The organism is Kitasatospora sp. NPDC023176, assembly GCF_055560495.1.
Map to the genome: position 1 here is coordinate 77,295 of NZ_JBVHIP010000019.1, position 24,819 is coordinate 102,113.

At 74.5% G+C, this 24,819-nt stretch carries 18 protein-coding genes; 7 read left to right on the top strand and 11 right to left on the bottom strand.

Annotated elements, in window-relative coordinates; genetic code table 11:
• Nucleotides 1-11: 11 nt before the first annotated feature.
• Nucleotides 12-3,461, bottom strand: coding sequence for a HAMP domain-containing protein (locus tag ACZ3YL_RS24520; RefSeq protein WP_465659858.1), 3,450 nt, complete (start codon nt 3,459-3,461; stop codon nt 12-14).
• Nucleotides 3,462-3,921: 460 nt separating this feature from the next.
• Here ACZ3YL_RS24520 and ACZ3YL_RS24525 point away from each other — a divergent pair, with 460 nt between their 5' ends.
• The 3 genes from ACZ3YL_RS24525 (at nt 3,922) to ACZ3YL_RS24535 (ending at nt 6,092) form a co-directional block, all read left to right on the top strand.
• Nucleotides 3,922-4,317 carry an STAS domain-containing protein gene (locus tag ACZ3YL_RS24525; protein ID WP_223243485.1) on the top strand — a complete coding sequence of 132 codons (396 nt, stop codon included), beginning with the start codon at nt 3,922-3,924 and terminating at the stop codon, nt 4,315-4,317.
• Nucleotides 4,318-4,418: 101 nt separating this feature from the next.
• Nucleotides 4,419-4,886, top strand: a complete 468-nt coding sequence (locus ACZ3YL_RS24530; protein WP_188309457.1) for an ATP-binding protein — start codon at nt 4,419-4,421, stop codon at nt 4,884-4,886.
• 102 nt (nt 4,887-4,988) lie between these two features.
• Nucleotides 4,989-6,092, top strand: a complete 1,104-nt coding sequence (locus ACZ3YL_RS24535; RefSeq protein ID WP_188309456.1) for a carboxylate-amine ligase — start codon at nt 4,989-4,991, stop codon at nt 6,090-6,092.
• Between the two features lie 124 nt (nt 6,093-6,216).
• On the opposite strand, the gene ACZ3YL_RS24540 is transcribed toward ACZ3YL_RS24535, so the two are convergent.
• Entirely contained in the window at nt 6,217-6,387 is a 171-nt protein-coding gene (locus tag ACZ3YL_RS24540) for a hydrophobic protein (protein ID WP_188309455.1), read from the bottom strand.
• Between the two features lie 292 nt (nt 6,388-6,679).
• Between ACZ3YL_RS24540 and ACZ3YL_RS24545 the strand changes: the two genes are divergently transcribed.
• From ACZ3YL_RS24545 to ACZ3YL_RS24555, 3 genes are all read left to right on the top strand, one after another.
• Nucleotides 6,680-8,212, top strand: coding sequence for a threonine/serine exporter family protein (locus ACZ3YL_RS24545; RefSeq protein WP_465659859.1), 1,533 nt, complete (start codon nt 6,680-6,682; stop codon nt 8,210-8,212).
• Nucleotides 8,213-8,383: 171 nt separating this feature from the next.
• Nucleotides 8,384-8,677 carry a WhiB family transcriptional regulator gene (locus ACZ3YL_RS24550; RefSeq protein ID WP_317621473.1) on the top strand — a complete coding sequence of 98 codons (294 nt, stop codon included), beginning with the start codon at nt 8,384-8,386 and terminating at the stop codon, nt 8,675-8,677.
• Nucleotides 8,678-8,830: 153 nt separating this feature from the next.
• A complete protein-coding gene (locus ACZ3YL_RS24555; RefSeq protein WP_188309454.1) occupies nt 8,831-8,986 on the top strand; it encodes a DUF6131 family protein in 156 nt (51 codons plus the stop codon).
• An 86-nt stretch (nt 8,987-9,072) separates the two neighbouring features.
• On the opposite strand, the gene ACZ3YL_RS24560 is transcribed toward ACZ3YL_RS24555, so the two are convergent.
• The 4 genes from ACZ3YL_RS24560 to ACZ3YL_RS24575 form a co-directional block, all read right to left on the bottom strand.
• Entirely contained in the window at nt 9,073-9,324 is a 252-nt protein-coding gene (locus ACZ3YL_RS24560) for a hypothetical protein (protein ID WP_465659860.1), read from the bottom strand.
• Nucleotides 9,325-9,494: 170 nt separating this feature from the next.
• The gene (locus ACZ3YL_RS24565) at nt 9,495-9,899 is read right to left on the bottom strand and encodes an SsgA family sporulation/cell division regulator (protein WP_188307656.1); all 405 of its coding nucleotides are present in this window, start codon (nt 9,897-9,899) and stop codon (nt 9,495-9,497) included.
• A gap of 229 nt (nt 9,900-10,128) precedes the next feature.
• Nucleotides 10,129-10,380, bottom strand: coding sequence for a hypothetical protein (locus ACZ3YL_RS24570; RefSeq protein WP_465659861.1), 252 nt, complete (start codon nt 10,378-10,380; stop codon nt 10,129-10,131).
• Nucleotides 10,367-11,062 (bottom strand): hypothetical protein, encoded by a 696-nt coding sequence (locus ACZ3YL_RS24575; RefSeq protein WP_188307654.1) that lies wholly within the window; start codon nt 11,060-11,062, stop codon nt 10,367-10,369. Before ACZ3YL_RS24575 ends, ACZ3YL_RS24570 begins: the two co-directional genes overlap by 14 nt.
• Nucleotides 11,063-11,311: 249 nt before the next feature.
• Between ACZ3YL_RS24575 and ACZ3YL_RS24580 the strand changes: the two genes are divergently transcribed.
• On the top strand, nt 11,312-12,256 hold the full coding sequence (locus tag ACZ3YL_RS24580) for a helix-turn-helix domain-containing protein (protein ID WP_223242964.1): 945 nt from the start codon (nt 11,312-11,314) through the stop codon (nt 12,254-12,256).
• A 177-nt stretch (nt 12,257-12,433) separates the two neighbouring features.
• Here ACZ3YL_RS24580 and ACZ3YL_RS24585 read toward each other — a convergent pair whose 3' ends face one another.
• The 5 genes from ACZ3YL_RS24585 to ACZ3YL_RS24605 are packed head-to-tail and all read right to left on the bottom strand — an operon-like array spanning nt 12,434 to nt 24,075.
• Nucleotides 12,434-13,129 carry a formyltransferase family protein gene (locus ACZ3YL_RS24585; RefSeq protein ID WP_465659862.1) on the bottom strand — a complete coding sequence of 232 codons (696 nt, stop codon included), beginning with the start codon at nt 13,127-13,129 and terminating at the stop codon, nt 12,434-12,436.
• 46 nt (nt 13,130-13,175) lie between these two features.
• Entirely contained in the window at nt 13,176-14,414 is a 1,239-nt protein-coding gene (locus ACZ3YL_RS24590) for a cytochrome P450 (protein ID WP_465659863.1), read from the bottom strand.
• 2 nt (nt 14,415-14,416) lie between these two features.
• Complete coding sequence (locus tag ACZ3YL_RS24595) at nt 14,417-16,198, bottom strand: beta-ketoacyl synthase N-terminal-like domain-containing protein (RefSeq protein WP_188307650.1); 1,782 nt, start codon at nt 16,196-16,198, stop codon at nt 14,417-14,419.
• A 42-nt stretch (nt 16,199-16,240) separates the two neighbouring features.
• On the bottom strand, nt 16,241-18,064 hold the full coding sequence (locus tag ACZ3YL_RS24600) for a non-ribosomal peptide synthetase (RefSeq protein ID WP_465659864.1): 1,824 nt from the start codon (nt 18,062-18,064) through the stop codon (nt 16,241-16,243).
• A complete protein-coding gene (locus ACZ3YL_RS24605; protein ID WP_465659865.1) occupies nt 18,061-24,075 on the bottom strand; it encodes an acyltransferase domain-containing protein in 6,015 nt (2,004 codons plus the stop codon). Before ACZ3YL_RS24605 ends, ACZ3YL_RS24600 begins: the two co-directional genes overlap by 4 nt.
• Nucleotides 24,076-24,819: the final 744 nt, after the last annotated feature.

A 24,819-nucleotide genomic window follows, 5' to 3' on the forward strand; every position in this document is an offset into this window, starting at 1 on the left:
CCGTACGGCGGTTACCGGGCGAGGTGGTGGGTGATCCGGTTGATCACCTCGTCGGCGTCGACCGGCTTGGTGATGTAGTCGCTCGCCCCGGCGGCCAGGCTCTTCTCCCGGTCGCCGATCATCGCCTTGGCGGTCACGGCGATGATCGGCAGTCCCTCGTGCTCGGGCATGGCGCGGATCGCCGCGGTGGCCGTGTAGCCGTCCATCTCGGGCATCATCACGTCCATCAGGATCACGTCGATGCGGGGGTGGGCGGTCAGCGACTCCAGGGCGGCGCGGCCGTTCTCGGCCTGGAGGACCCGCATCCCGTGCAGTTCCAGGATGCTGGTGATCGCGTACAGGTTGCGGTCGTCGTCGTCGACCACCAGGGCCGTGCGCCCGGAGAGGGCCGGCCCGGCGTCGGGGCTCCAGGCCTGGACCCGGTCCGTGTCGCGCACCGGTGGGAGGGCGCCGCCGGGGTGGTCGGCGCTCATGTGGAGGGCGATCCGTTCGCGCAGTTCGTCGAGGCTGGTGAGCAGTTCCAGCGGGCGGCCGTCCGGCCGTCCGAGGGTGTCCGGGTGCTCGGCGGTGACGCTCCGGTTGTTGTGCGCCAGCACCGGCACGGTGTGCAGCGCCGGGTCGCCCTCCATCTCGGAGAGCAGGGTCGCGGCCGTCCCGTCCGGCAGGTCCAGTTCCAGGACCACGCAGTGGCAGGGCGCGGTGGCGAGGGCGGTGGCGGCCTCCTGGGCGCCGACGGCGGTGACGATGTCGACCTGCCGGTGCCCCGCGGAGTAGCGGGCGAGGTCCGCGACGGCGTTCTCCGCCACCAGGGTCAGCAGGCCGTTCGGGCGGCTCTCGACCACGAGGAGCCGGCGCGGCTGCCCGGGGGCGGCGTGGTCGGCCGGGTCGTGGGGGTGGTCCGCGGTGGGCCGCGCGGCGCCGCCGGTGGCCGGTCCGGACGCCGCCGGGGGTTCGGCGGCGACCTCGTGTTCGACGGGCAGGTAGAGGGTGAAGGCGCTGCCCTGGCCCAGGGTGCTCTCCACGGTGATCGCGCCGCCGAGCAGGTAGGCGATCTCGCGGCTGATGGACAGTCCGAGGCCGGTGCCGCCGTACTTGCGGCTGGTGGTGCCGTCGGCCTGCTGGAAGGCGCCGAACACGGTCTCCAGGTGCTGGGGCGCGATGCCGATGCCGGAGTCGGTGACCCGGAAGGCGAGCACCGGGACGCCGCGCCGCACGCCGTCCGGCAGTTCGGCCTCGGCGGCGGGCTCGATGCGCAGCTCGACCTGGCCGTGCTCGGTGAACTTGACGGCGTTGGACAGCAGGTTGCGCAGCACCTGGCGCAGCCGGTAGTCGTCGGTGCGCAGTTCGCCGGGGACCCCGTTCGCGGTCCGGACGGAGAAGGCGAGGTTCTTCTGACCGGTCATCGGGCGGAAGGTGGCCTCGACGTAGTCCAGCAGGGTGTGCAGCGGCACCGCGTCGACGTTGAGGTCCATCTTCCCGGCCTCGACCTTGGACAGGTCGAGGATGTCGTTGATCAGCTGGAGCAGGTCGGACCCGGCGGAGTGGATGATGCCGGCGTACTCGACCTGCTTGGCGCTCAGGTTGCGGGTGGGGTTCTGCGCGAGCAGCTGGGCCAGGATCAGCAGGCTGTTGAGCGGGGTGCGCAGTTCGTGGCTCATGTTGGCCAGGAACTCGGACTTGTACTTCGAGGCGAGGGACAGCTGGTGGGCGCGCTCCTCCAGCTCCTGGCGGGCCTGCTCGATCTCCAGGTTCTTGGTCTCGATGTCCCGGTTCTGTGTGGCCAGCAGCTCCGCCTTGTTCTCCAGTTCGGCGTTGGAGAACTGGAGTTCCTCCTGCCGGGCCTGCAACTCGGCGGACCTCGCCTGGAGTTCGGCGGTCAGCCGCTGGGACTCGCCGAGCAGTTCGTCCGTCCGGGCGTTGGCGATGATGGTGTTGACGTTGACGCCGATGGTCTCCATCAGCTGGTCCAGGAAGTCCCGGTGGACCTGGGTGAACGGCTGTACGGAGGCCAGCTCGATGACGCCGAGGACCTGCTCCTCGACCACGATCGGCAGCACGATCAGGGACAGCGACTCGGTGCGGCCCAGGCCGGAGGAGGCGGCCAGGTAGCCGGGCGGCAGGGCGCCGACGGCGATGGTTCGCCGGCTGCGCGCGGCCTGGCCGACGAACGACTCGCCCAGCCGGAAGCGGGTGGGCCGCTCGCCGTCGGGGAACGCGTACGAGCCGACGAGCTGGAGTATCGTCCCGGCCCCGCTGTCCTCGGCGAGGTAGAAGGCGCCGCACTGGGCGCCGACCAGCGGGGCGAGTTCGTCCATGACGGACTCGGCGACCACGCCCAGGTCGCGCCGGCCCTGCATCAGCGCGGAGAACCGGGCGAGATTGGTCTTCAGCCAGTCCTGTTCCTCGTTGGCGCGGGTCGTCTCGCGCAGCGACTCGACCATGAAGTTGATGTTGTCCTTGAGGTCGGCGACCTCGCCGGAGGCGTCCACGGTGATCGAGCGGGTGAGGTCGCCGGCCGCGACGGCGCTGGTGACCTCGGCGATCGCCCGGACCTGCCGGGTGAGGTTGCCGGCCAGCTCGTTGACGTTCTCGGTGAGCCGCTTCCAGGTGCCGGAGACGCCCTCGACCTTGGCCTGTCCGCCGAGCCGGCCCTCGGTGCCGACCTCCCGGGCGACCCGGGTCACCTCGTCGGCGAACGAGGAGAGCTGGTCGACCATCGTGTTGATGGTCTCCTTCAGCTCCAGGATCTCCCCGCGTGCGGTGACGGTGATCTTCTGTGAGAGGTCGCCCTCGGCCACCGCGGTGGCCACCTGGGCGATCGCACGGACCTGCCCGGTGAGGTTGCCGGCCATGGAGTTCACCGAGTCGGTGAGGTCGCGCCAGGTGCCGGAGACGCCCTCGACCTTGGCCTGGCCGCCGAGCCGGCCCTCGGTGCCGACCTCCCGGGCGACCCGGGTCACCTCCCCGGCGAACGAGGAGAGTTGGTCGACCATCGTGTTGACGGTGTTCTTCAGCTCCAGGATCTCGCCCCGGGCGTCCACCTCGATCTTCTGGGTGAGGTCGCCGCGGGCCACCGCCGTGGTCACCTGGGCGATGCCGCGCACCTGCCAGGTGAGGTTGCCCGCCATCGCGTTGACCGAGTCGGTGAGGTCCGCCCAGGTGCCCGAGACGCCCGGCACCTGGGCCTGGCCGCCGAGCCGGCCCTCGGTGCCGACCTCCCGGGCGACCCGGGTCACCTCGGAGGTGAAGTGCGACAGCTGGTCGACCATCCCGTTGAACACCGAGGCGATCTCGCCCAGCAGCCCGTGCTCGTCATCGGGCAGCTTGGTGCTGAAGTCGCCGTCCCGGACGGCCGTGAGCCCCGCCAGCAACTGCCGGAGCTCGGGCTCGTTCACGAGTGCCGTGTCCGGCTCGTTTCCCGGGCGCTGCCGTGAACCGTCGGTCGTGGTCAGGCCAGCCATCGAACGTCGCCTCCGTAGAACGCGGGGCCTGGGCCCGGCATCCGGTCGTGGGCACCGCCGGGCGGGAACCGGACGGCGCCGGTCGATGCTCCGGGTGCGGTGGGTACCGCCACGGAGGCTACCCCAGCGCCCTCACCGCCGGAAATGGCCGCCGCCGGGGCGGGACGGGCCGCCGCGGGCCTTCACCGGACCTCCACGGAGCCGGGGCGCATCGATCCGCCGGGGCGGGGTAATAGAGCGCCCGTCGTGCCGTCGCATGGGAGGACCGGCATGCTCGCGCCCACCGGTGAACCCCTCGCCACGGCAGCTCCCAGCGGACGGTCCCCGGGATCGACCCCGGCGGGCCGGCTGCGGGAGGGGCCGGAGGGCGGCTGACGCCGCTCGGCCCGGGCCGGGCTGCGGTTTTGGCCGTCGCGTCCGGCCTGCGTAGGGTCGGGGTACGGACAGGGAGGGAACGACGATGATGCCATCCGAGGACGACCAGGGCGCCACGGCCCTGGCGGTTCCCGCGCCCCGGCCCGGCCTGGAGGTGCGCAGCCGCACCACCGACGAGGGCGCGGTGGTGTGCACGCTGGTCGGCGACCTCGACGTCGAGTCGCTGGTCCCGGCCGCCGGAGCGCTCGCCGACCTGGTCGCGCGGCGCCCGACCGCCGTGGTGATCGATCTGCGGGGAGTCGCCTTCTGCGACTCCTCGGGCCTGAACCTCCTGCTCAGGACGCGCCTCGCGGCGGAACGGGAAGGACTGGAACTGCGGCTCGCGGCGGTGGCGCCCACCGTGCAGCGGGTCCTCGAACTGACCGGCGCGCAAGCGGTCTTCTCCGTCCACGAGTCGGTCGAGGCGGCCCTGGCCCGTTGAGGGCGGTGCCCGCCGGGGCTCCGTCCCGGATCGGGCATAATCCCGGGGCCACCGGGAAACCGAGCTGCGAAAGCGTCGTCGATCCAAAGGGGTGCCCTCACATGACGATGAGCCGGGGAGCCCTGGACGGCGGCCCTCACGGGACCGGTCTCGTCCTGCCCGCCGGCGGTCAGCGGCGGCGCCTGCCCCTGCTCGGGCTGCCCAAGCCGGTCGCCCGGGCCCGGGCCCACACCGTCCTGGCGCTCGGCGACTGGTGCCCGCCCCGGACGGCGGACGGGATCGCGGAGGACATCGTCCTGGTGGTCGCCGAACTCGTCGGCAACGCCATGCTGCACGGCGGCGGTCCGCTGGAACTCGTCCTCGACCTCACCGGGGACCGGCTGCGGATCGAGGTCAGCGACCGCAGCGGCGACCTGCCCGCCCCGCGCGAACCGCACCATCCGGCCCTGCCCGGCGGCCACGGGCTGTTCATCGTGCAGCGGATCGCCGACCGCTGGGGGGCCGAACGGCACGCCCTGGGCAAGACGATCTGGGCCGAGTTCGACGCCGGCCGGCTCGACCGGGCGTAGCACGGCCCCGGTCGCCCCGGTCCCGCCCGCGGGCCGCGGTGTCCTGGCGCGCGGATCGGGGCGGGCCGTGTACGGAACGGTCTGCGGGGTAGCGGTCCGGGCATGCTGACACTCGGAGTCGAAGAAGAATACCTGCTGGTGGACCCCCGGGACGGGGTGCCGCTGCCCCGGGCGGCCGAGGTCCTGGCGACCGCCTCGCTGGCGCCCGCGCTGCGCCCCGCGGAGGCACAGCACGAACTGCTCCAGGTCCAGGTGGAGACCGCCACACCGGTGTGCGAGGACCTGACCGAGGTGGCCCGGCACCTGTCCAGGGTGCGCGCCGGACTGAACGCGGCCGCCGCGCAGCACGGGTGCCGGGTGGTGCCGGTCGGGTCGGCGCCGTTCGCCCCGGGCGGCCCGGTGCCGGTCACGGACGGGGAGCGCTACCGGCGCGCCCGCGACCAGGCACCGGCGCTGGTGGACGACCTGATGCTGAACGGGATGCACGTGCACGTCGGCGTCCCGGACGAGGAGGAACGGCTCGGGGCCCTGGTGCGGCTGCGCCCCTGGCTGCCGGTGCTGGTGGCGCTGAGCGCCAACTCGCCGTTCTGGCGCGGTGCCGACACCCGGTTCGCCAGCTGGCGGACGGTCCACTTCGACCAGTGGGCGGTCAGCGGCCCGCCGCCGGCCTTCCACGACCTGGCGGACCACCATCGGCGGGTGGCGGCGCTGAAGGCCGCCGGAGCGATCGTGGACGAGGGGCAGCTGTACTGGCAGGCCCGGTTGTCGAGCCGCTACCCGACCGTCGAGATCCGCGCGATGGACGTCCAGCTGACCGTCGCCGAAGCCGAGTTGTTCGCCGGTCTGGCCAGGGCACTGGTCGTCTCGGCGGTTCTGGACGAACGGGCCGGGCGCCCCCGCCCCGACGCTCCGGACGAACTGCTGCGCGCCGCTACCTGGCACGCCGCCCGCACCGGCCTGCACGGCCGGCTGGTCTCCCCGTCCGACGGAGTCGCCCGGCCGGCCGCGGCCGTGCTCGGAGAACTGCGGGCCCGTCTCGCCCCCGGGCTCGCGGCGTCCGGGGACACCGACCGGGTGGCCGAGCTGTGGCGCGGCCTGGAGCGCGAGGGCAACGGGGCCGACCGGCAGCGCCGCTGGTGCCGCGAGGGCGGCCGGAAGGGCCTGGTGGCGGGGCTGGTGGGGGCCACGGTGACCCGTACGCCCTGACCGCGGGTGGTGCCGGGGGAGCGGCCCCGGCACCACCGGCCGGTTCCGGACGCACCGCGGGGCCGCCCGGACGGACGGCCCCGCGGTGCGGAGCGGCCGGCCGTGCCGACCGCCCCGTGAGCGGCTACCAGCGGTACCAGCGACCCCGCGCGCCGGTCGACGACGTGCCCCGCGCGACGAAGCCGAGCAGCCAGACCACGAGCACGATGACGGCTGCCCACCAGAGCACCTTCAGGGCGAATCCGGCGCCGAACAGGATCAGAGCGAGCAGAAGGACCAGCAGGAGCGGGACCATGGTTCGACCTCCTCGGTTGGCGTGTGTGTCGTCGCTCCTTCTGCCCCCGGATCGCAGGAGTATGTCCCGGTTTGTTGTGCCGGGGCGGGTGCGCGGTCCGTCCCGCCGGGTACGGGCGCGTGGTCAGAACGCCTCTCGCAGTGCCGGCAGGAGGGTCTGCCCGGTGACGGCCGTCTCCACCAGGGCGTGCGGGCCCGGCCGCGCTCCGGGTGTGACGTTCACGAATCGACGGCGACGGGTAGTCGGATGGGTGCCGAGAGCAGCCGAGTGGGGGGTGATGCAGGGAGCGACGATGCCGGAGCACGAGGAGCGTGGCGCGCGGGCCGGAACGGACGGCCCGGACGGCCGACGGGTGCCGCCGCAGGGCAGGCCGGAGGAGGCCGAGGAGGCCGACCCCGTCTCCGGAAGACCGCCCGGGGCGGCGGACGGCGCGGTCCGCTGGCCCGAGCAGATGCTGCCGCTGCTGCGCACCCCGGCCGCCGCCCACCCCCCGGCCGGGCACGGCGAGGGGGAGGACGGCGGCGCGGACGGGCCGGGCCCGACCGAGGTGACCGCCGTGCTCGGCCTGGCGCTGCTGGTGGGCGAGTTGATGCTGGCCTGCGGTGAGGCCGCGGAGGACGTCGAGGCGGCGATGCTCGCCGTCGCGCGGACCTACCGGGCCCGCGCCTGCGACCCCCAGGTGGCCTTCACCCGGGTCGCGATCTCCTACCAACCCGGCCACGGCGAACCGCCGGTGACGGCCGAACGCTTCGTGCGCCGGCCCGCCGAGGACTACGCGGGCCTGGCCGCCCTGTTCCGGATGGTCACCGAGATCACCGCGGGCGGGCTCGCCGTGGACGACGCCCACCGGCGGCTGCGGGCCGTGCGCCGGCACTGCCGCCACTACCCGGCCTGGCTGCTGGTGCTCTCCTCCGGCCTGCTGGCCGGCGGCGCCACCCTGCTGGTCGGCGGCCGGGCCGACGCCCGGGCCTGGCTGGTGTTCGTCAGCGCCGTGGTCACCACGATGGCGGGCGGTCTGCTGGCCGCCCAGGTCGAGCGGCACGACCTGCCGGAGTTCTACCGGATCGCGGTGGCCGCGACCCCGGCCGCGGTGGTCGGCATCCTGATGTCCTTCAACCACCTGCACCTGCGCGGCTCGGTGGTGATCACCGGCGGACTGTACGCGCTGCTGCCCGGCTGGCCGATGGTGGCGGCCGTGCAGGACGGCCTCGCGGGCTTCTACCTCACCGCCGCCGCCCGGCTGCTGGAGGTGCTGTACCTGCTGGCGGGCGTGGTCGTCGGGGTGATGACCGTGCTCTACGTCGGGGTCAACAACGGCGCCGACCTGGCCGCCCAGAGCGGCCCGGCCGCCGCCGCCAACCCGCCGCTCCAGCTGGCCGCCGCCGTCCTGCTGGCGCTGGCCTTCGCCGTGCTGCTCAACACCGAGCCGGCCACGCTGCCGGCCGTCCTGGTCAACAGTGCGGCGGGCTGGACGACGTACTCGGTGCTGGTCGGCGCGGGCGCGGAGCCGATCATGGCCACCGGCCTGGCCGCGGTGCTGGTGGGCCTGTCCGGCCAGCTGATGGCCCGGTACCGGGGCAGCTCGGTGCTGCCGTTCGTCACCGCCGCGCTGGGGTCGCTGCTGCCCGGGTCACTGCTCTACTTCGGGCTGCTCGCCTTCGTCCGCGGCGAGCCCGAGGCCGGGCTCAGCGGCCTGGGGCACGCCACGGCCACCGCGATGGCCCTTGCCATCGGCGTCAACCTGGGCCGGGAGGCGGCCCGGCTGTTCCTCCCGGCCCGGGGTCCGGCCCCGGCCGCCGGCCGCCGGGGCCGCCACCGGCGCTGAGCGGCGGCCGGGCCCCGCTTTCCGGACCGGGCCCCGGGCCTGGACGCGTCAGAGGTGCGTCACAGTGCGCCGCAAGCGCGTCAGAGGTGCGCCAGGGTCCGTGGCCGGGGGCATGAACGCGCGGGACGGGGTTAGACGACGGGGGACGACCCCCGACCGGAAGGATCCGCCGTGGCCGACCTCCCCCGCCTGCCCGAAGCCGCCGAGCGCCGCTGGAGCCCCGAACCGGCGGCGGCCTGCCGCCGCGCCGACCACGGGCGCCTGTTCCTGGCCGCCCCCGAGCGGCCGGACGCCGCGAGGGAGCGCGAGGAGGCGGCGAAGGCCGTCTGCGCCGGCTGCGAGGTGCGGGTGGAGTGCCGCCGGCAGGCGCTCGCGGAGCGGGAGCCGTACGGGGTCCGGGGCGGCCTGACGGCGGAGGAGCGCCGGGCCCTGTTCACCGGCGGTCCGGCCGCTCCGGCGGCCTGAGGCCCGCCGGGGTTTGCCCCGGCGCTGGGGCGGTAGACGCGGTTCATGGGCACGGCGGAGGACGTGACGGCTCCGCCACCCGGGCGGGTTTCGGTACCGAGCGTGCCGCGGCCGGCCTTCCGACCGCCGTCTCCACCACCCAGGGAGGACACAGTGATCGTCCTCGGCGTCATCCTGCTCATCGTCGGCTTCGTCATCGGATTCCCGATCCTGTGGACCATCGGGATCATCCTGGTCGCCATCGGCCTCGTCCTGTGGGTCGCCGGTTCCCTCGGGCACGCGGTCGGCGGCCGTCGCCACTACTACTGACCGGCACACCTCGCACCCGGCTCGGGCCGGCCAGGACACCCGTTCCTGGCCGGCCCGAGCCGGGTGCGGCCCGCTCAGCGGTCGGGTCAGTGGTCGGGTCGGTGGTCGTCGGAGCGCCGCCCGGCGCGCCGCGGGCCCTCGCCGTCGGGCGTGCGCCAGGAGTCCGCGCGCCCGGCGGCGGCGCCCCGCTCGGCCCGGGGCGGCCGGCGCCGGGACAGGCGGTGGCTGCCCCAGGCGAAGGCGCCGATGAGCAGCGCGGCGACGACCAGGGCGGGCAGCAGGACGGCCGGCAGCGAGGGGCTGACGGCGAGCGCGGCCGGGAGCGGTTGCGTGGTCATGGTCGGCTCCGTTCCGTTCGGTTGCCATGGGGTCGGGGGCCGGAGGGCCGTGGCGGCGGCCCGGCCCCGCGGGGAGGAAGGGCGCCGGGCCGGGACCGCCGTGCGTTCCGGCTACCCCGCCCGGTCCGGCCCATGCACGGCCGTCGCGCGGCGGTGGACGGGCCGGCCCGTCAGGGCAGCAGCCGGGCGAGGGCGGCGTCGACGTCCAGGTGTTCCGGCTCGCGGCCGGCCGGCACCAGGGCGAAGGAGTCGACGAGGAAGGCGGTCACCGCTTCCGCCGGGACGCTGATCAGCGCCCGCCCCTCGCGGCTGCGCAGGGTCACCAGGACCTGCCCGCGCGGCCCGGGGGCGACGGTCACGTCCCCGTACCCGGCCGGGGCGTGCCGGCCCTCGTTCAGCAGCTCGCGCGCGAAGAACCACCGGAGCTCCTCGCCTCCGTCGTCGACCGGGGGGAAGGCCAGGCACACCGCGTACGGGAGCGAGGCGTCGAAACGCAGCTCGGCCTCGACCGACACGTGCGGGAACGGGCCTTCGGGCAGGGTGACGGAGGTGAGCCGGCAGGTGGCGACGGTCATGCGGTGGATCTCCATTCGGTGGACGGGGCTCCGGGGGCCCGCCGCGGCGCCGAACGCCGACGGCGGCAGCGCTCGGCTACCCCTTCCGGGCCGATCCACCGCTCCGGCGTGCCACGGAAACACACCGGATTCCCGCCGGTTCCGCACGCCGTCCCCGCGGGTTCCGCGCAGGCCCGGCACCCGTCCGGCGGCGGGTGCCGGACGGGTGCGGGGCGGGGGCGGGGCGTCGTCAGGGCGCCACGGCGTCGGCCGCGGGCGGCTCCGGGTCGTCCTCGTCGTGCGTTGCGGCCTTGCGCCGGACGTCGGCCGGGGTGGGGGCGGTGATCGAGTGCTCCTCGGCGGACCGCTCCCGGTCCCCGACCGGCCCCTCCGCCTTCTCCCGGACGTCGGCCGGGGTGGGCGAGGTGATCGAACGCTCCTCGGCGGACCGCTCCCGGGCCGGCTCGTCCGGCTGGGTCCCGTTGTCGTCACGCGTGGTCATGGTGTGCTTCCCTTCCGAGGCGGCGATGGTCGGACGGTTCGGCGGGTGCCCGCCAGCCCGGTTCCGAATCAGCCGGACCGGACGCCCCGAGGGCGCGGCGCCCGCGGACCGGATCAGGCGACGGCGTCCGGGGCCAGGCCGTCCGGGCGGGCCCGTCGGGGGCCGGTCCGCCCGCGGCCCGGCTGTCCGGGCTGGTCTCCGGCCCCGGCTGCGGGCCGACGCCGGCCGTGCCGATCCGGGTGAGCGCCGAGCAGAGCCGGCGTACGGCGCCCTCGGCGTCGCCGAGTTCATCGGCGTCCGGTACGACGGTGCCGAAGGACTGCCGCCGGTCGGCGGGCAGCGACCGCCAGCGCAGCACGGGCGTCAGCACGGTGCTGGCCCGGGCGAGGAACCAGGCCAGCTGCCCGTGGGTGCGGGCGATGCCGATGGCCAGCACCGCGAGCGCCTCACGGAGGTGCTCCAGCCGGTCGATGACCGCCAGCCGCTCCTGCTCGGCGGCGGTGCCCACCGCCTGGGCGAGGCCCTCGGCGGTCGTCCGGGCGAGGACCGCGTCCTGCGCGGCGAACTCCAGGAGCCCGTCCCGGAACTGGCGTTCAGCCTCCGCGGCGAGCTCGGTGACCTGCGCGGACATGTCGGTACCGGACTGCGGGCGGCGGGACTGCGGAGCCCTGCGCACGGTCATGGTGGTCCTTTCCCGGTGGGTGGACGGCGCCCAGGAGCAGGGCACCGATCCCACCGTGGTGCACCGCGGGGCCCGCCCACAGCTGCGGGAGCGAAGCGCCGGCCCCGGACGGCTGCCGGAACGAAACGGCTGCGGGCGGGCGGGCGAGGGCCCGGCTTTGCGTGCCGCCGACGGGCGCGTAGCGTCTGGACCAGGTGCGCGGGCCAGGGCTGCCGCGCGGACGGACGGGTGGTGAGGATGGTCGAGTCGTTGTCGTTCGACAGCGCGAGCCTGGAGGCCACGGAGGAGTTCCTGTCCACCGCCTACACGCCGATGCGGATCGGCAAGTCGGTGGCGGACGCCCGGGCGAGCATCAGCCGCCGGGCGGTCGGCCCGCTCAGCGTGGACCGGCTGTCCTTCGGCTACGACATGTCCTACACCGCCGACAGCCTCGGCCGGGTGTGCCTGATCAGCGTGCACGCCGGGACGCTCGCCGACCGGACCGGAGACGGCGAGGAGACGGTGTTCGGCCCGGGCGAGACCTTCCTGATCGCCCCGCCGGACGCCCCCTACCAGGGCGAGGTCCGTTCGGCCCGCTACACCATCGCGATGTTCGACAGCAGTCTGCTGGAGGCCGTCGCGCCGACCGGTGCGGACGGGCGCGGCCCGGTGCGGCTGACCGGGCTGGGGGCCGTCGACGAGGCGGCGAACCGGCAGCTCGGCGCCGCGGTCGCCTACGTCCGCGACCACGTGGTGGGCAATCCGGCGGCCTGCGCCAGCGAGCTGCTGATCGCCTCCGCGGCCCAGCACCTGGCGGCCGCGACCCTGGCGGCCCTGCCCCACACCGGCCGCACCGAGCCGGTGCCCGCCGACCGGACGGACGCCACCCCGGACACCCTGCGCCGGGCGATCGCCCACATCGAGGCGAACGCGGAGCGCGACGTCTCGCTCGCGGACATCGCCGCGGCCGCCTTCGTCACCCCGAGGGCACTGCAGTACGCCTTCCGCCGGCACCTGGACACCACGCCGCTCGGCTATCTGCGCCGGGTACGGCTGGACGCCGCGCACCGGGAGCTGCTGGCCGCCGACCCGGGCGGCGCCACGGTGGCCGGGATCGCGATGCGCTGGGGCTTCGCCCACCAGGGGCACTTCGCCGGCCTCTACCGCGAGGCCTACCACCGCTCGCCCGGCGACACCCTGCGCGAACGGGCCTGAGCCGCACCCGCGCGAGCGGCGACGGCGACGGAGCGTCCGGACGGTGCGACGCGACGTGGTACGGCGCGGTGCGGTGCGGCGGAACGCGGTGCGGGGCCGTGCGGCGGCCGCCCGCTGACCGCCGGCGGGAACGCCGGTGCCCCGCACCCGGGGAGGGCGCGGGGCGGGGAGTCCGGCTCACTGCTCGTGCAGGGCCCACTTGCTGCCGTCGACCCGGGCCGTGCCCGGCAGGGCGATGAGTTCGGGTTTGAACAGCGGCGGCGCGCCCATCGCGGGCTCCCAGGTCGCCAGCGACTCGTCCTGGGGGACTTCGATCCGCCGGTCGGCGGCGAGGTCGGTGACCACCTTGAGGAGCAGTCGCACCCCGAGCGGTGCCAGGTGGTCGCGCCACAGGCTCTGCGCGGTGGAGCCCGGGGGGACGAACAGGTGCTGCTGGGCGGCGATCGGGCCGGCGTCGGTGCGTTCGGTGAGGTGGTAGACGCTGCCGCCGGTCACCTTGTCGCCGTCGCGCACCGTCCAGCGGATGGCGTCCCGGCCGCGGTGCAGCGGCAGCAGGCTGGGGTGGTAGCCGATGGTGGCGACGGCGGCCCGGGCGCGGGTCTCCCGGCCGAGGAAGGCGTGCGAGTGCGCGGCGAGGATGATGTCCACCCCGTCGGGCACGTGCCGGGCGCGCAGTTCGGCCGAGTCGGTCCAGGGGATGTCCCGGGGGTACGCCCAGGAGCGCAGGCGGTCCCAGCACATCGCGTTGGCCTCGTCGGACTGCCCCTTGCGCAGCCGGGGGGCCGCCGCGCCGACGATCTTGTGTCCGCTGTCCAGCAGGGCTTCCGCGACCTGCACCGCGAACGCCCCTTGTCCCGATAGGTAGATGTTCATCCGTACTCCTGCGCTGGCTGGTCGGGTCTCGGTCGGTGTCAGGTCGCTACCCGGCTCCTTCCAGCCCGGCGCGGTCGGGTTCGAACCGCACCGGCATGGTGGAGAACCCGGTCAGGAAGTTGGAGCGGATCCGCCGGGCCGGTCCGGTCTGCTCGAAGCCGGTGGTGAAGTCCCGCAGCGCGGTGAGCAGTTCGGCGATCTCCACCTTGGCGAGGTAGGAGCCGACGCAGAAGTGCGGGCCGTAGCCGAACGCCAGGTGCTTGTTGGGGGTGCGGCCGAGGTCGAAGCGTTCGGGCCGGGCGAAGACCCGCTCGTCGCGGTTGCCGGAGGCGTGCCAGAGGGTGACGATCTCCCCGGGGCGCAGCCGTACGCCGTGCAGTTCGGTCTCCCGGCGGACGCTGCGCCCGAAGTGCATGGTGGGCGAGGCCCAGCGCAGCACCTCGTCCACGGCGGTCTCCACCGCGACCTCGCGGCGTTTGAGCCGCTGCCACTGCTCGGGGCGGGCGGCGAGGGTGTGGACGCAGTCGATCATCGTCAGCCGGCTGGTCTCGTCGCCGCCGATGATCAGGCTGTAGCAGTTGAGCACCACGTCCTCGTCGGTCAGCGGCACGCCGTCGATGGAGCTGGCGACCAGCATGCTGATGACGTCCTCGCCGGGGTGCTCGCGGCGTTCCTCGACGAGGTCCATGAAGTACATCAGGATCTCGTTGCGGGCCATCTCGGAGTCGACCTCGTCGACGTCCTCGTGGTCCGCGGAGAGCGCGGCCTTGGTGAGGCTGAGCAGGTACTCCTGGTCCTGTTCGGGGACGCCGAGCAGGTTGGAGATGGTGGTCATCGGGATCCGGGCGGCGATCTGCGCGGCGAAGTCGCAGCCGCCGCACTCGACGGCCTCGCGGATCCAGCGCCGGGTGTTGGCCCGGACGGACCTCGCGACCTCGTCCAGCACCCGCGGGGAGAGCACCCGTTGGAGGATCTTGCGCAGTTCGTGGTGGCGGTGCCCGTCGGTGACGGCGAGCATCCGGCCGGCCCCGGCGTCGCCGCCCTCCAGGAGGGTGACGAGCACGTTGCCGCGCTCGGAGGTGAAGTTCGCGTCGTCCCGGTAGACGGCCATGATGGACTCGTGCCGGGAGAGCACCCAGAAGCCGCGGCGGCCGTCCGCCGGGGGGTTCCAGTGCAGCGGCGCGGTGTCCCGCAGGGTGCGCCAGAAGCCGTCGAGGTCGTGGCCGGCGAAGGTGGCCGGGTCGCCCAGGTCGGCGGTGGCCGGGGCCGGTGCCGGTGCGTTCATGGTCACCAGTCCGTGCGCCAGAACCGGCGCGGCTGGAACGGGTAGGTGGGCAGCGGCACCCGGTGGCTGGCCTCGCCGCGGTGCAGGGCGGCGAAGTCCACCTGCTGACCGTTCACCCAGGCGGCGGCCAGGTCGGCCAGCGCCCGGGCGTCCCGGCCGGCCGGCACCAGCCCGTGGTCGCCGCGGGTGAGGGCGCCGGGGTCGGCGGCGGGGGCGGCGGCGGTCGTGGTGGCCGGGCCGCCCGCGTCCACGGCCAGTGCGGCGATCAGCTCGGCGCGGCTGCGGACCACGGCCGCCCAGCGGCGGGGCATCACCTTGCGGCCGAGGTTGAGGCTGTAGCAGACGTCGTCCAGCCGCAGCCCCGGGTCGGCCTCCAGCCGCTCGCGGAGCCGGGCGCGCTGACGGGCCAGCGCCTCGTCGTCCAGGGCGGACAGGGTGGCCAGCCGCGGTCGGCCGTCCTCCTCGGGGGCGCGCCCGGCGGGGGCGGGCGCCTCCTCCAGCAGCAGGTGGGCGTTGTAGCCGCCGCCGCCGATCGAGGTGATGCCCGCGCGGCGGATGCCGGACTCCGGCTCCCAGTCCGCCCCTTCGAGCTGCGGCACGAACGGTGTGCCGGGGAAGTCGAGGTCGGGGTTGACCTCGGTCAGGTTGATCGTCGCCGGGAGCTGCTTGTGGTGGAGCGCCAGCGCCGCCTTGATCGCCCCGAAGCCGCCGGAGACCACGCCGCCGTGGCCCACGTTGCCCTTGACGCCGCCGATCGAGGTGGTGGCGGTCTGCTTGCCGAACGCCATGCTCGCGGCGTGCACCTCGAGCTCGTCGGTCATCGGCAGGCCGAGCCCGTTGGCCTCGTACATACCCACCGTGTCGGGGGTGACCCCGCCGACCTCCATGGCGGCGGCGATGCAGGCGCTCAGCCGCTCGGGCTGGGCCAGGCCGTAGGCCATCGCGCTGACGCCGTTGTTGTTCACGGCCGAGCCCTTGACCACCGCGTAGATGTGGTCGCGGTCGGCGACGGCGTGGCTGAGCGGCTTCAGCAGCACGGTGACGACGCCGCTGGACAGCGCGGTGCCGGTGCCGTTGGCGTCGAACGGGCGGCAGTGGCCGTCCTTCGACAGGATGCGGTTCTCCTCCCACAGGTGGCCGCGCGGGTGCGGCAGGCGCACCATCGCGCCGCCGGCGATCGCCAGGTCGGTCTGGCCGAGCAGCAGCGACTGACAGGCCAGGTGCACCGAGTAGTGGAAGCCCGCGCAGACGGCGGCCACGGTGACGGCCTCGCCGGTGAGCCCCATGTAGTACAGGGCGTTGGAGGTCATGGTGTCCGGGGACCACGCCAGGCTGGCCTCGATCGCCTCGGGGCCGACCGAGACCCGGTCCGGCGGGGAGCCGTAGAGCGCGGCGGTCTGCGGGTTGTTGGCGCCGTACATGCCGATCTCGGCCTGGAGCCGGTCCGGGTCGTAGCCGCCGTCCTCCAGCGACTCCCAGGCGCTCTCCAGGAACAGCCGGTTCTCCGGGGTCATCGCGGCGGCCATCCGGTCGCTGATGCCGAACACCGAGGGGTCGAACTTGTCGTAGGTGTCCAGCACGCCGCAGGCCCGGACGTAGAACGGGCTGTGGATCAGGGTCTCGTCGACGTGGATGTCGTCCTTGGCCAGGAAGCTGACGGACTCCCGGCCGTGGACGAGGTTGTCCCAGAACTGTTCCTTGGTGCGGGCGCCGGGGGCCCGGAGCGACATGCCGATGACGGCCACGTCGCCCGGGTCGTAGTCCTGTTCGGGGCGGTCGGTCATGAGGGGGCTCCTGCTTCGTTCTTCGTCGGGGGTGGGCCTGGCTCAGCGGTCGTCGGCGGAGCGGCCGCGCAGCGCGGCGCGGCGGGCGCCGGCGCGGCGGCGGGCGGACTGGACCACCTCGGGGGTGGCGCCGCTGTCGTCGTCGAGCCACCGGGCCAGCGAGGCGATGTCGCGGAAGCTGAAGAGGTCGGGCACCCGGACCCGTCGGTCGAAGCGGCGGGTCATCAGCCGGGCCAGCCGGATGAGCAGCAGCGAGTCGCCGCCGAGGTCGTAGAACGCGGACTGCACGTCGATGGTCGACGGTTCGAGGTCGAGCAGCTGGCCCCAGATCTCGGCCAGCGCGATCTCGGTGGGCGTGCCGGGGGCGGTCAGCGGCCCGTCGGGGTCGGCGGCCGGCGGCTCGGGGAGCGCGTTGCGGTCGAGCTTGCCGCCGGGGCCGAGCGGCAGGGCGGGCAGCGAGACCAGGGCCGCGGGCACCATGTAGTCGGGCAGTTCGACGGCGAGCCGGGCGGTGACGGCGCTCTGCAGCGCGGCGTCCAGCCGGGGGCCGTCGGGGGCGTCGCCGGCCGGCACCAGGTAGCCGACCAGCCGGTTGCCCCGGACGACGGCGGCGGCCTCCCGGACCTCGGGGCAGCCGGTCAGCCGGGCCTCGACCTCCTCCAGCTCGATCCGGTAGCCGCGCAGCTTGACCTGGTGGTCGCTGCGGCCGTGGAAGCGCAGTTCGCCGCCGTCGGTCAACTCGACCACGTCGCCGGTGCGGTACATCCGCTCGCCGGCCCGGAACGGGTCGGGGACGAAGCGCTCGGCGGTGGTGCGCGGCCGGTTGACGTAGCCGTGGGCGAGGCCGGCGCCGCCGAGGTACAGCTCGCCGGGCGTGCCGGCCGGGAGCCGGCGCAGCTGCTCGTCCAGCACGTAGACCCGGGCGCCCTCGGTGGGCGGGCCGATCGTCGGCTCCTCGGCCGAGTCCTCGGGGACGGGCCCGAAGGAGCAGAACACGGTGCCCTCGGTGGGGCCGTAGGCGTTGAACACCCGGGTGGCGCCCGTCTCCCGGAAGGTGCGGTCGACCAGTTTGCGGCGCAGCGCCTCGCCGCCGAACACCACCGAGCGCAGCTCGGGCGGCAGGGCCCCGGCGTCGAGCAGGCCGTTCATCACCGAGGGGACGACGTTGAGGTGGGTGATCCGGTCGGCGTACCGGCTCTCCGGCAGGTGCACGGCGCTCTCCACCAGCACCACGGCGCCGCCCCGGCAGAGCGCGTTGAAGATCTCCATCACCGACATGTCGAAGCAGACCGAGCTGGCCGCCGCGATGCCGCTCAGGTCGCAGCCCTCCAGGACGCGGTCCATCGCGGCGAGCATCGCCACGGCGCCGCCGTGCCGTACGGCCACGCCCTTGGGCTTGCCGGTGGAGCCCGAGGTGTAGATGACGTACGCGGTGTCCTCGGGCACGACCGGGACGGGCCCGGCGCCGGGCTCGGTGGTGACGGTGCCGCCGTCGCCGAGTACGAGCACGGTCGGGCCGGGCGGGCAGCCGGCCCGGGAGGCGGGCGTGGTGAGCAGCAGCCGGGTGCCGCTGTCCTGGACCATGAAGGTCAGCCGGTCGGCGGGGTAGTTCGGGTCCAGCGGCAGGTAGCAGGAGCCGCTGCGCAGGGCGGCCAGGATGCCGACCAGCAGGTCCGGGGTGCGTTCGACGCAGATGCCGACCGGGACGCCCGGGCCGGCGCCGGCGGCGGTCAGCCGTTCGGCCAACTCCAGGGAGCGCTGGTCGAGTTCGCCGTAGGTCAGGACGCCGGCCTCGGCGTAGACGGCGGTCGCCCCGGGGCTCTTGGCGGCCAGTTCGACGAACGCGGAGTGCAGGGTGTCGGTCACCGGTCCGTCTCCTCGGGCAGGCCGGCCGGGGCGATGGCGCCCAGGGCCAGGTCGGGTCGGGCGATCGCGTCGAAGAGCACGCTGCGGTACAGCGCGAGCAGTGCGGTCACGGTGGGCCTCTCCAGGTAGCTCGGTTTGAACTGGACGTGGCCGGCCACCTCGCCGTCGATGTCCGCCATCGAGATCTCCAGGTCGAACTTGGCGAGGTGCCGGCGCACCTGGAGCGGTTCGAGGGGCAGCGCGCCGTCCGGGGTGAGGGTCTCGCCGACGCCGTGGAAGAGCTTGACGGAGCGGGGGAAGGCGTCCGAGGACAGCCAGTTCACCACCACGTCGAACCACGGGGAGCGGCCCTCGACCCTCGGCGGCTTCAACTGGGAGGCCAGCAGGTCCAGGGGGTAGTTCATGTGCTCCAGCAGGCCGAGCGAGAAGGCGTGGACCTCGCGCAGCAGGTCGCGGAAGCTGCGGTCGGCGGCCGGGCTCGCCCGGACCAGCACGGTGTTGAGGTAGTAGCCGATCGCCGACTCCCAGCCGGGCTCGGAGCGTTGGGCGATCGCGGTGGCCAGTACGGCGTCCTCGGTGCCGACCGCGCGGTTGAGGGTGGCGAAGAACCCGGCCAGCACGACGGTGCTGATCGACACGCCCTCGCGCACCGCGAACTCCCGCAGCAGCCGGGTCTCCTCGGCGTTCCAGCGGAACGCGAGGTCGCGGCCCTCGTAGGTGACGCCCGGCGGGCGCTGCTTGGCGGACAGGTCGAGGTGGGCGGGCGGGTCGGCCAGCCTCTCCGACCACCAGTCCAGGGCCGCGTCGGCGGCCGGCCCGGCCAGCCACTGCCGCTCCCAGGCGACGAACTCGGTGTACGGGGCGGCGGGCGCGTCGGCGGCCGGGTCGGCGCCCTGGTAGTACGCCTGGAGTTCGCGGATCATCACATCGGCGGAGGCCGCGTCCGAGGCGATGTGGTGGACCAGCACCAGCAGGTAGTGGTCGGCCGGGCCGCGGTTCAGCAGGACGACCCGCACCAGCGGCCCGTTGTCCAGGTCGAGCGGCCGGTGCCCGTGCCGGGCCAGTTCCTCGCGGGCCTGTTCGTCGTCCAGCCCGGAGCCGTCCACCACCAGGAACTCGTACACCGGCTCGTCCAGGACGACCTGGTACGGCCGGCCGCCGGCCTCCACGAACAGGGTGCGCAGCGCGGGGTGGCGGGTCATGACGGCCCGGACGGCGCGCTCCAGGGCCTGCGCGTCGACGGCCGTCCGGATCCGGGCGGCCACCATGAAGTTGTAGGGCACGGCGTCCGGCGAGACCATCTGCATGAACCACAGCGAGGCCTGGCCGTGCGAGGCCGGCGCCAGTTCCAGGCCGAGGCCGGCGGCGCGCAGCTGCTTCAGGGCGGGGGTGTCGTCGGCCGCCAGTAGGCCGCGGGCGTCCAGTTCGTCCAGCAGCTCCTCGGCGTCCAGCTCGGACAGCTCGTCGAGGAAGGCGCGGTCCGGCTCGGCCTTCGGCAGTGGAGCCGACGTGGGGGCGGGCGCGGTGGCGGCGGGGGCGGCGGGGGCCGCGGGCGGTCCGGCGGTGAGTTCGACGAAGTGGCCGACCACTTCGGAGATCGACCGGCCGTCCAGGAAGACCACCGGCGACACCCGGTGCCCGAACAGCGACTGCATCCGGTTGACCAGCCGGATCCCCAGCATCGAGTCGAGGCCGAAGTCGCGCAGGCACGCCTCGGTGTCGAAGCCGCTCACCGGCACGCCCAGGGCGTCGGCGAGTTCGGCCAGGACGATCTCGGCCACCGGCCGGCCCGGCGCCCGTTCCACCGGCCGTGCCTCGGGCTGCGCCGCCACCACGGCGGCGGCGGTGGGTTCGGCGGCCGGCGCGGGGGCCCGCGGCGCGAGCGGCTCGGTGTCGATCCAGTAGCGCTCCTTCTGCCACTGCACCAGCGGGGTCTCCACCAGGTCGACGTCATCGCCGAACAGCGGGTCGAAGGTCAGCGGCAGGCCCTGGACGTACAGCGAGGCGGCGGCGCCCAGCAGGCAGCGCAGGTCGCTCTCGTCCCGCCGCAGCGAGTTGACGGCGTGCACCCGGGCGCCGCGGGTCACGGCGATCTCCTCCACCGCGCCGCGCAGCGTCTCGTGCGGGCCGATCTCGATGAAGGTGTCGACGCCCCGGTCGACCAGCGCCCCGACGGTCTCGGCGAACCGGACCTGGTTGCGCAGGTTGTGCACCCAGTAGTCCACGTCGGTGGCCGGGTTGACGCTGTCGGCCAGCGCCGTGGAGTGGAAGTCGATGACGGGCGGCAGCGCGGTGATGCCCTCGATGCCCTCCCGCAGCGGCGGGAGCAGCGGGTCCATCCCGGGGCTGTGCACCGGCCGCTCCACCCGGATCCGGCGGACCGAGACCCCGTCCCGGCGAAGGTCGGCCTCCAGGGCGTCGACGGCCTCGGGCGAGCCGGAGACGGCCGCGCTGGTGGGGCTGTTGACCACGGCGACGGCCGCGTGCGCGGCGTACGGGGCGAGCCGGGGCAGCAGCTCCGCCTCCGGCAGGTCGACCGAGATCATGGCGCCCGCGGCGGCCTTGCGTTCGAGCAGGTGCGAGCGGGTGACCACGACCCGGGCGGCGTCCTCCAGCGACAGCGCGCCCGCCACGCAGGCGGCCGCGACCTCGCCCAGGCTGTGCCCGACCACGGCGGCCGGCTCGACGCCGAGCCCGAGCCAGACCTGTGCCAGCGAGACCTGGAGGGCGAACAGCACCGGCTGCTGGAAGTCCATCTCCTCGTACCGGGCCTCCTCGGCGGGCGCGGCGAGCCGCTCCAGCACCGAGCCGCCGCCGGCCGCGCGCACGGCCGCGTCGCAGGCCTCCATCCAGGACCGGAACCCGGCGTGGGAGCGCAGCAGTTCACGGCCCATGCCGACCCACTGGGTGCCGCCGCCGGAGAACACCAGCGCCACCCGGCGGTCGGTGTTGCCGGAGACGGTGCCGGTGACCACGTCGGGGTGCGGGCGGCCGGCCGCGACCCGGGCGAGGCCGTCCAGGACGTCCTGCCGGTTGCGGGCGAGCAGCGCCACCCGGTGGCCGTGGTGGGTGCGCCGGGCGGCGAGGGTGTAGGCGAGGTCGCAGACCCGCAGGCCCGGGTCGCGCTCCACGTGGTTGGACAGTGCGCGGCAGGTGTCGGCCAGCGCGCCCGCCGTCCGGGCGGTGACGGGCACCAGGTGCAACTGTTCGTCGGCGGCGCGCTCGCCGGGGACCGGCGCGGTGTGGCGGCCCCGGTCGCCGGCCAGGAACGGGTGGGCCGGGACGGGCAGTCCGGCGGTGTACAGGGCGCCGAGCGAGCCGAGCAGGGTGCCGGCCTCGTCGGCGCCGCGGCGCAGCGAGGGCAGGGTGGTCGCGGTGAGGATCTCCGAGACCGACTTGAGCAGCAGCGGGTGCGGGCTGAGTTCGACCACCGCGTCGACGTCGTGGTCGCGCAGCCTGGTCAGGGCGTCGACCACCCGGATCTCCCGGCGCAGGTTGTCCGCCCAGTAGTCCGGGCCCAGTTCGGCGCCGTCGACGGCCTCGCCGGTGACCGTGGAGATCATCGGGATGCGGGCCGTCCGGGGCCGGATGCCGTCCAGTTCGGCCTTCAGCGGGGCGAGGACGTGGTCGACCAGCGGGGAGTGCGGGGCGTGGCCCATCCGCACCCGGTGGTTGGTGACGCCCAGGTCGGTGAGCCGGCGGACCAGGCCGTCGATCTCCTGCGGGGTGCCGGTGACCAGGGTGGAGCGCAGCCCGTTGCGGCCGGAGAGGGTGAGCCCGCCGGTCAGGTACGGCTCGACCTCCTCGGCGGCGGTCATCACCACGATGCCCTCGCCGCGCCCGACCGCCAACTGCTGGAGCAGTCGGCCGTGGTGGGCGGCCAGCCGGGAGGCGTCGGCGAAGTCCAGCGCCCCGGCGACGTGGGCGGCGGCGAACTCGCCGACGCTCTGCCCGACCACGACGTCCGGCTCCACCCCCAGCGAGCGCCAGGCCTCGGCCAGCGCGACCTGGAGCGAGAACAGCAGCGGCTGGAAGACGTCCATGTCGTCCAGCCGGCCCTCCGGCGACAGCAGCTGGTCGACCAGGGAGAAGCCCAGCAGCTCCCGCATCCGCCGGTCGGAGCGCATCATGGAGCGGCGGAACACCGGCAGCCCGGCCAGCAGTTGGCGGCCCATGCCGAGCCACTGCGAGCCGTTGCCGGAGAACAGGAACGCCACCCGCGGCCGGCGCCCGGCGGCCTCCCCGACGCTCAGCCCGTCGGCCTCCACGCCGCTGCCGAAGGCGTCCAGCTGGGAGCGGAGCGCGGCCAGGTCGTGGGCGGCGGCCGCGAGCCGGAACGGGCCCTCGCCGGGGGTGCGGCGGCAGAGCGCGCGCAGGTCGGTCGCGTCGCGCACCGCCCGGGCCCGCTCGGCCAGCTCCTCCCGGGAGTCGGCGGCCAGCAGCAGCAAGGAGCTCTCCGGGCGCGGCAGTTCCTCCACGGCGACGTGACAGATCGCGCCGCCGAAGCCGAAGGAGCTGACGCCGCCCCGGCGGGCGTCCGAGCGCCGCGGCCAGGGCGTCAGCCGGTCCTGCACGGTGAGGTTGTACTCGTCGAACATGATCTGCGGGTTGGGCGCGCTGTAGTGCAGGCTCGGCGGCAGCACGCCGTTGCGCATCGACATCGCCAGCTTGACCAGCCCGACGATGCCGGCCGCCGCCTCCAGGTGCCCGACGTTGGACTTGACGGAGCCCAGCCGCAGCGGCTCGGCGCGGTCGCCGCCGAGGACGGCGCCGATGGCGTTGGCCTCGATCGGGTCGCCGAGCGGTGTCGCGGAGCCGTGGCACTCGATGTAGTCCACCAGGTGCGGGGCGATGCCCGCCCGCCGGTACGCGGTGCGCAGCATCTTCTCCTGCGCCAGCGGGTTGGGCGCCGTCATGCCGTTGCTCAGGCCGTCGTTGTTGGAGGAGCTGCCCTTGATCAGGCAGTACACCGGCAGGTCGCGTTCGAGGGCGACGCTCAGCGGGGCGAGCACCACCACGCCGGCGCCCTCGCCGCGCACGTAGCCGTTGGCACGGGCGTCGAAGGACTTGCAGCGGCCGTCCGGGGCGAGCGCGCCCATCTGGTCCATGGCGGTGTAGTAGTCGGAGACGAAGCTGAGGTTGACCCCGCCGGCCAGGACGAGGTCGCTCTCGCCCAGCTGGATCGACTGGCAGCCCACGTGTACCGAGACCAGGGAGCCGGCGCAGGCGGCGTCGATGGCCATGCTCGGGCCCTGGAGGCCGAGGACGTAGGAGACCCGGTTGGCGATGATGCCGTCGTGCATGCCGGTCGCGGTGTGCGGGGTGATCTGGGCGTCCGGGCCGCGGTAGTGCGCCAGCGCGGCGTAGTCGCCCCAGCAGGAGGCCATGAACACGCCGGTGTCGCTGCCGAGCAGGCTGTGCGGGGCGATGCCGGCGTCCTCCAGGGCCTCCCAGCACAGTTCCAGGACCAGCCGCTGCTGCGGGTCCATCTGGACGGCCTCGCGGGGCGAGATGCCGAAGAACAGCGGGTCGAAGCGGTCGATGCCGTCGATGAACCCGCCCCAGCGCACCGCGTCGTTCATCAGCTCGCGGCGGGCGGCCGGCACCGGCCCGACGGCGTCGCCGCCCTCGACCAGCAGCCGCCAGAACGCGGACGGGTCCGGCCCGCCGGGGAACCGGCAGCCGATGCCGACGATCGCCACCGGCTCCTGGGAGGGCGAGCGGCGCTCCTTGGCCGCGGCGGCTTCGGCGGTGCCCGGGCCGTGGACCAGGGCGCGGGCCAGCTCGTCCACGGTCGGGTACTGCCACAGCCAGGTGGCGGGCACCTGCCGGCCGAGGAACTCGGACAGCGCGGCCGCGAGCGCCACCGACCTGCCGGAGTCCAGTCCGTAGCGGTGCAGCGGCGCCCGGCGGTCCAGGGCGGTCGGGGCCACGGCCAACAGCTCGGCGGCGCGGGATAGCAGGAAGTCCGTCACGGCGGACAGGTCTCGCGCTGCGCGTTCTTCGGGCATGGCGACTCCCTCGGCGGGCCGGGTGGAATGGGCGGTCAGGGGGTGGCGGTGGGCATGGTCGACTGCCGTGGTTTCGTACAGAGTCGAATGAAAGCGCGGGCCGGGGCGCGGGTGGCTCGGGCGCGGGAATCCGTGGCGCTGGTCTCTTCGTCCGCCCTGGAACCGGGCGGGCGGGAACGCATGGTCGCAGAGGTGAGTGCAACGAGTATGCGGATTCAATGGAGGCCGGATTGCCTGATGCTTACCTGATCGGCGGACATCAGCGTGCCACCCTGTGAATGGTGAGACAAGCGCACTTTGAGGGTCAGTTGAGGCGTGGCGAGTTCTGATCTCGCCTGTGTCTGAATCAGCCTCTTCAGGCGCGAAAAATGCGCAGAATCTTTCGGAATCTTTCGGATTACTCGGTCGAAACCAGGCATCCCCGGCCACGGCGGGCCCCCCGCCGACCCGGCCGGATCCGCCGCGCCGAGCCGCCCCCCGTCGCCGTCCGCCCAGGTCGGCGGCGCCCTCCGGGGCCGGGCCGGAACTCCCGGGCGGGGGACGGAGGATAGCGGGTGACAGGTACACGCGTACCGTAGCGAACCGGCCGCCCACGACCTGTCGCCGGGGCCGGCCGTCAGTCGGCCGTCAGTCGGTTGTCAGCCAACCGTCAGCCAGTCGTCAGCCGGCGGTCGGCCCGCCGCGGCTCGGCCGCCACCCGGTCACGACTCGGACGCCGCCCGGGCACGCCCCAACGGAGGTGGC

Excerpts from the sequence above, each read along its gene's own strand:
- ACZ3YL_RS24530 (WP_188309457.1), top strand. The coding sequence starts at position 4,419 with ATGACGATGAGCCGGGGAGCCCTGGACGGCGGCCCTCACGGGACCGGT.
- ACZ3YL_RS24590 (WP_465659863.1), bottom strand. The coding sequence starts at position 14,414 with ATGAACGCACCGGCACCGGCCCCGGCCACCGCCGACCTGGGCGACCCG.
- ACZ3YL_RS24560 (WP_465659860.1), bottom strand. The coding sequence starts at position 9,324 with ATGACCACGCAACCGCTCCCGGCCGCGCTCGCCGTCAGCCCCTCGCTG.
- ACZ3YL_RS24535 (WP_188309456.1), top strand. The coding sequence starts at position 4,989 with ATGCTGACACTCGGAGTCGAAGAAGAATACCTGCTGGTGGACCCCCGG.
- ACZ3YL_RS24545 (WP_465659859.1), top strand. The coding sequence starts at position 6,680 with ATGCCGGAGCACGAGGAGCGTGGCGCGCGGGCCGGAACGGACGGCCCG.
- ACZ3YL_RS24540 (WP_188309455.1), bottom strand. The coding sequence starts at position 6,387 with ATGGTCCCGCTCCTGCTGGTCCTTCTGCTCGCTCTGATCCTGTTCGGC.
- ACZ3YL_RS24575 (WP_188307654.1), bottom strand. The coding sequence starts at position 11,062 with ATGACCGTGCGCAGGGCTCCGCAGTCCCGCCGCCCGCAGTCCGGTACC.
- ACZ3YL_RS24565 (WP_188307656.1), bottom strand. The coding sequence starts at position 9,899 with ATGACCGTCGCCACCTGCCGGCTCACCTCCGTCACCCTGCCCGAAGGC.
- ACZ3YL_RS24520 (WP_465659858.1), bottom strand. The coding sequence starts at position 3,461 with ATGGCTGGCCTGACCACGACCGACGGTTCACGGCAGCGCCCGGGAAAC.
- ACZ3YL_RS24595 (WP_188307650.1), bottom strand. The coding sequence starts at position 16,198 with ATGACCGACCGCCCCGAACAGGACTACGACCCGGGCGACGTGGCCGTC.
- ACZ3YL_RS24525 (WP_223243485.1), top strand. The coding sequence starts at position 3,922 with ATGATGCCATCCGAGGACGACCAGGGCGCCACGGCCCTGGCGGTTCCC.
- ACZ3YL_RS24585 (WP_465659862.1), bottom strand. The coding sequence starts at position 13,129 with ATGAACATCTACCTATCGGGACAAGGGGCGTTCGCGGTGCAGGTCGCG.
- ACZ3YL_RS24570 (WP_465659861.1), bottom strand. The coding sequence starts at position 10,380 with ATGACCACGCGTGACGACAACGGGACCCAGCCGGACGAGCCGGCCCGG.
- ACZ3YL_RS24605 (WP_465659865.1), bottom strand. The coding sequence starts at position 24,075 with ATGCCCGAAGAACGCGCAGCGCGAGACCTGTCCGCCGTGACGGACTTC.